Origin of the sequence: Caballeronia sp. (assembly GCF_049581465.1) — a bacterium.
GTDB lineage: Bacteria > Pseudomonadota > Gammaproteobacteria > Burkholderiales > Burkholderiaceae > Caballeronia.
This window is the reverse complement of sequence record NZ_JBAUSA010000525.1, coordinates 1-4,622: the sequence shown is the minus strand read 5'-3', so window position 1 is coordinate 4,622 and position 4,622 is coordinate 1. Positions and strand designations below refer to the sequence as shown.

General features: G+C 61.3%; 6 protein-coding genes. 1 reads left to right on the top strand and 5 read right to left on the bottom strand.

Translation table 11 applies throughout. The features are described from left to right. Positions 1 to 190: 190 nt before the first annotated feature. Positions 191 to 949 (top strand): aldolase, encoded by a 759-nt coding sequence (locus WCA53_RS12900; RefSeq protein WP_423910422.1) that lies wholly within the window; start codon positions 191 to 193, stop codon positions 947 to 949. 60 nt (positions 950 to 1,009) lie between these two features. Here WCA53_RS12900 and WCA53_RS12895 read toward each other — a convergent pair whose 3' ends face one another. The 5 genes from WCA53_RS12895 to WCA53_RS12875 form a co-directional block, all read right to left on the bottom strand. Beyond that, a complete protein-coding gene (locus WCA53_RS12895; RefSeq protein ID WP_423910419.1) occupies positions 1,010 to 1,207 on the bottom strand; it encodes a hypothetical protein in 198 nt (65 codons plus the stop codon). Between the two features lie 6 nt (positions 1,208 to 1,213). Next, entirely contained in the window at positions 1,214 to 1,624 is a 411-nt protein-coding gene (locus WCA53_RS12890; protein WP_423910416.1) for a hypothetical protein, read from the bottom strand. A gap of 259 nt (positions 1,625 to 1,883) precedes the next feature. After that, on the bottom strand, positions 1,884 to 2,618 hold the full coding sequence (locus tag WCA53_RS12885; protein ID WP_423910413.1) for a hypothetical protein: 735 nt from the start codon (positions 2,616 to 2,618) through the stop codon (positions 1,884 to 1,886). Then, positions 2,615 to 3,454: a DUF2092 domain-containing protein gene (locus tag WCA53_RS12880; RefSeq protein WP_423910408.1), complete on the bottom strand. Its 840-nt coding sequence runs from the start codon at positions 3,452 to 3,454 to the stop codon at positions 2,615 to 2,617. The genes WCA53_RS12885 and WCA53_RS12880 overlap by 4 nt, the downstream gene beginning before the upstream one ends. Positions 3,455 to 3,468: 14 nt before the next feature. Next, positions 3,469 to 4,437, bottom strand: a complete 969-nt coding sequence (locus tag WCA53_RS12875) for a SphA family protein (protein WP_423910405.1) — start codon at positions 4,435 to 4,437, stop codon at positions 3,469 to 3,471. Positions 4,438 to 4,622: the final 185 nt, after the last annotated feature.

Genomic DNA, 4,622 nt, shown 5'->3' with positions numbered 1-4,622 from the left:
GCTATGAGCACCGCGTCATAGCTCCTGCTCCTTTGTCCCCCCATACTGCGTTCTACGTCGCCACCGGAAGATGGCGCGCCATTCCGTCGGTGTAACGTCGGCCGCTGCCAGGATCGCCCGGCTCATTGAGCCAGGCTATTCATGCACCCAAGCGTGCTGTTCGTTCTGCCCGACCATGAAAGGAGGCAGTATGGACTTACGAGCTAAAGAGTATTTCGACGAACGTGCCACGCGGGAGATGAAGGAACATCTCAAGCCGCAGCAGCGCTCGATTCAGGAAAAGCTGGCCTACGCGTGCCGCATTTTGGCCATGACGGGTCAGGAAGCGGGCTTGGCCGGCCAGATCAGTGCACGTTCAGCGCACGCCGGTGCGTACTGGACGCTGCGGTTCGGTCTCGGTTTCGACGAGGCTACGCCGGACGATTTCATTGAGGTCGACCGGGACCTGAATACGCTCTCCGGCACCGGCATGGCCAATCCGGCCACGCGGTTTCACCTCTGGGTCTACGCTGGCCGTCCGGACCGCCACTGCCTTATCCACACGCATTCGCCGTACGTGTCGGCGTTGGTGGCCGCGCGCCAGCCGCTGGTCGTCTCGCAAATGGACATGACGCCGTTTCACAACGACTGCGCGTTTCTCGCGGACTGGCCGGGCGTGCCGATCGCCGATCAGGAAGGCGTGGTCATCACCGAAGCGTTAGGTCAGAAACGATCGATCCTGCTCGCGCACCATGGCCAGTTGACCGCCGGCGACAGTGTCGAAGAAGCGACCTATCTGTCGGTGTATCTGGAGCGCGCCGCGCGCATGCAAATCCGCGCCCGTGCTTTCGGGCCACTCACGCCACTGTCCGACGAACTCGCCAGTGATGCGCACGACTACCTGCTCAAACCGTCGATCGTCAAAGGCACGTTCGACTACTGGTGCAGACAGACTGACGCCGCGCGGTGATGCTTCGTGCGGAACCTCGCACGACTCCGCTGACGGTCCGGCACGGGCATTTCATTTAGGTCAACCTATGTCAATAGCTTCATCAGACGTCGCCGGAGACGCCGTGGCGGCGCCCGGCCACGGACGCCGCCCGTCCGTGATCATCGGCGTTGCAAGCATGCTCGGCACCACCATCATCGCGTCGGAGGCAAGTCGATGCTGTTGGTGACGCTGCTTGCGATGACGGCAGGCCGGGTCAAGGCGCCTGCCGTGACTCATGTTGGCTCATGCGCATTCCCGCTGATCTTCAAGCTCGGAGATCGGGCGGGCGTGCGCATACACGCGCTCCCGTTCGCGATCTGCCAGCACGCGTTGCTGTTTGCGGCTCTGGCGGCAAAAGCGCGGGTCGCCCATGACGGCGACGAAGTCGTCCAGGCGATGCCTGCGGTATCGCTGGAAAAAATCCGGTCCGGGCAAGCCGTTGTCGCAAGCGAGCAGCGCGCCATAGTCGATGCTCGACACATCGCCGAGCGCATTGATTGCCGACTCGAGCACCTGATAGCGCTTGATGAGGGGTACCGTACGATCGAACATCGCGTGAAATTTGCCGTAGGGCAGCACGCGCCTGTTGGCGGCGGTACGCCGTAGCGCGCGCACTATGCGTAGCGTCGGGTCCATATCCATTTCCATGTCCATGCCATCCTCCACAGTGACTAGGTCATAGTGTCATCGTCAGGCGCTTGCGCGCCTGAACGTAAAAGGCGTTTTGACCAGGACCGCGAGCGATGTCGTTACCCAAGGTCAAATCGCGCTCGCGTGCGACCCGATACCGAAATTGAAGCGCCACAGTAGGAGTACTGCGTGTTGGTGCATGTATCTCCCGAATATCTCTGGACGTTGACCTCGGTTGGGACGGAAGGCGGGACAGTCGATCCCGCTTTCCGTCTTCACCGGGTCAACGTGGTTGCGCGACTACGACGTACTGAACCTGCGCGCCGACATACTGCGGCTGATACCAGTTCGGGCCGCATTGCTGATACGCAATGCCGTTGACGACGATGCTACTGCAACTCGGCGGCAACGATGCCACCGTCGCACCCACAACGACTGCGGTCGTTACGCCGACGGCGACGCCAACAGCGACCGGATTGCCGTACCAGCCGTCATCGTGGTAGTGGTCGTCATGGTGGTGATTATCGTCATGGTGATCGTCGCCGCCGCCGTTGTGGTGATCGTCGCCGCCGCCATGGTGATCGTCTCCACCGCCGCTTCCCCCGCCGTTGTGGTGATCGCCACCGCCACCGCCACCGCCACCGCTTCCACCGCCGTTGTGATTGCTTCCGCCACCGCTGCTTCCGCCACCGCCGTTGTGATCGCTTCCGCCACCGCTGCTTCCGCCACTGCCGTTGTGATTGCTTCCACCACCGCTGCTTCCGCCGCCCCCATTACCGTGAGACGGTTGTCCACCACCTCCTCCACCAGCATGTTGCCCGCCGCCGCTCCCCGGGGGAGGGGCGCCAACATTGCCGCCGTGCTGCAAACCGCCGCCGCCACCATGGAATCCTCCTCCCATCCCGCCATGGATGCTGGTTCGCGCTCCCCCGCGAAAGCCGAATGCGAATGTGGCCGTGGCGGCTGTCGTGAGTGCAATCGACAACGCGATAGCCGTGAGTTGCGTCAATCGCTTCATTGCGCGCCTCCGTTGTTGTCGTTAGATGTTATTGCCGGACGGAGTGCAATTTGGTGCGCATCCGGGCCGGGATGGAAGGAGAACGTGGCCGCATCGAACTTGGGATCGAGCGTCCAGCGATAATTGATCGCGTGTTGCGGGCGCGATGGCTGGGTTGTGTCCGCAATGACGAAACGGCACGGCAGTGGCCGCGAGCCAGCCTGGATCCACAGCTCCCAGTCGAGCCCCGGTTGCTGGTAGGCGTAGTGGTTGCACCATTTGCCATCTACCTTGTCCAGTCCAAGAAAAAGCGCCGTAGTGAGCGACTGTTCGTCCTCCGGATGCTCGCCCCAGTAGAACAGGTCGGTGAGCGGAAGCGAGACCCCATACTTCTTGTCGGCATCGGTCATGAGCTCCGCGATGGTCGGCGGTGCGGGCACGCGGCTGTAGTAGTGGTCGGCATCGTTAAACAGTACGAACGTGTGACCGTCGTAGACCAGTCCCTTTGGCGCGCGGTTGCCGGTCACCAGCGCCCGGACTTTGTTGGGTCTCTCGACCTGCAACTCCGTGTGATGCAGGAAGCCGACATTCTGGCCCGTACTGAGGACCGCGTCGGTGACACTGTCCGCATCGATACGAAAGCTCTTCAAGGTACGCAGGTACTCGCCGAGTTTTCTCAACGCCGTAACCGCCTGAGGTTGCATCTCCGGTTGCGTCGCTTCCGGCTGGTCACTTGCGGAAGAGGGCGCTTGCGCGCCAGCACTTCCCGCGAAGAGGGCCAGTGTCGCGAACGCGACGGCAATCCGCCTGGTGCGCCACACGCTGCGGCGCTCAAGATTTGCGATAAACACGCTCACTAAGATCTCCGGTTTCATTGAAAGGTCGCGTTGACCGAAAGTTGAACAGCGTTGCCCTTGGGCCGATTGCTGACGTCGAATTCGTTGACCCAGCGTAGCGAGGCGGACACGGGCGTCTTGCTCAATTTTCCCGACCACGTAACGATGGGGCCAATACCGATTGAGTGGCCACGAGCGCCGCCCGTGATGTCTGCAAGGCCGCCTGAGTCGTCCCCGAGTTGCTGGATCCAGCCGCCTACGACACCCGCTCCCCAACCGCCCTTGAACCGCTTGATAGCAAGCAGGTCGAGAACGCTGACAGGTGCGTTGTGATAGTCAGTGTCTGGATTCGATGTATAGAATTCGACGCCGTAGTTCGCCGACAACTCGATCTCGTGAGCGGGAAGAAGCTTGGTGTAGGCGATCGTCGGAACGAAGGTCCACGTATGCTGCCCGGCATTGGCGAGGCGATTTGGGTTGTACGCGCCGGTGGGCGCGTACATCTGTACGCTAAGCGCAATGTGGTCGGTCTGCGTCAGGTGATAGCCCGCAACAACGGGCGTAAAGAACAGGTCGGCGAACTGGGTCCCGTTGTCGCTAGGCAATCGTCCGTTGTACGAGGAGACACTCGTGTATTGAACCGGAACGCCGAACGACGACGCAAAGTTCCATCCTCCGGCCGTGATGCCCCAGGTCTTGACGGCATTGATCAGGTTGTACGAGATATGGTAATTCAGGCCCGCCGACACCGTGCCCGCAATCGGGATCGATGTGGACTTGCCAAGGGACCCCTCGTAATAGATCGACGTGATCGACAAGATCCAGTCGGAAGTGGGCGGGACGATGCCCGCATAGGGCGCTATCTGCATGCCGGTCATCGGCCGGCCGATACCGGTTTCCGTAGCGTTCGCCGTGCGTGCGCAGGTCACGCCGACGCATAGCGCGCCAATCGCGACACGAAACTGCTTTGCAGAATTGCTCGTCTTAGTGGTCTGTCGAGTCATGGCATTCTCCCCGCGTATTGATCGGCGTTAGTTGCGTCATTGAGTTACGTCATTGCACGGTGTATCCGCGCCCTTGCATGCAGGCGCCATACGCATGCCAATAGGTATTCATGGTGGCTTGCTCGTTAGCCTGCGAGGACTGAGCTTGAGCCGCATGTTGCTCGCGACTGTGTACGCCGCCCACT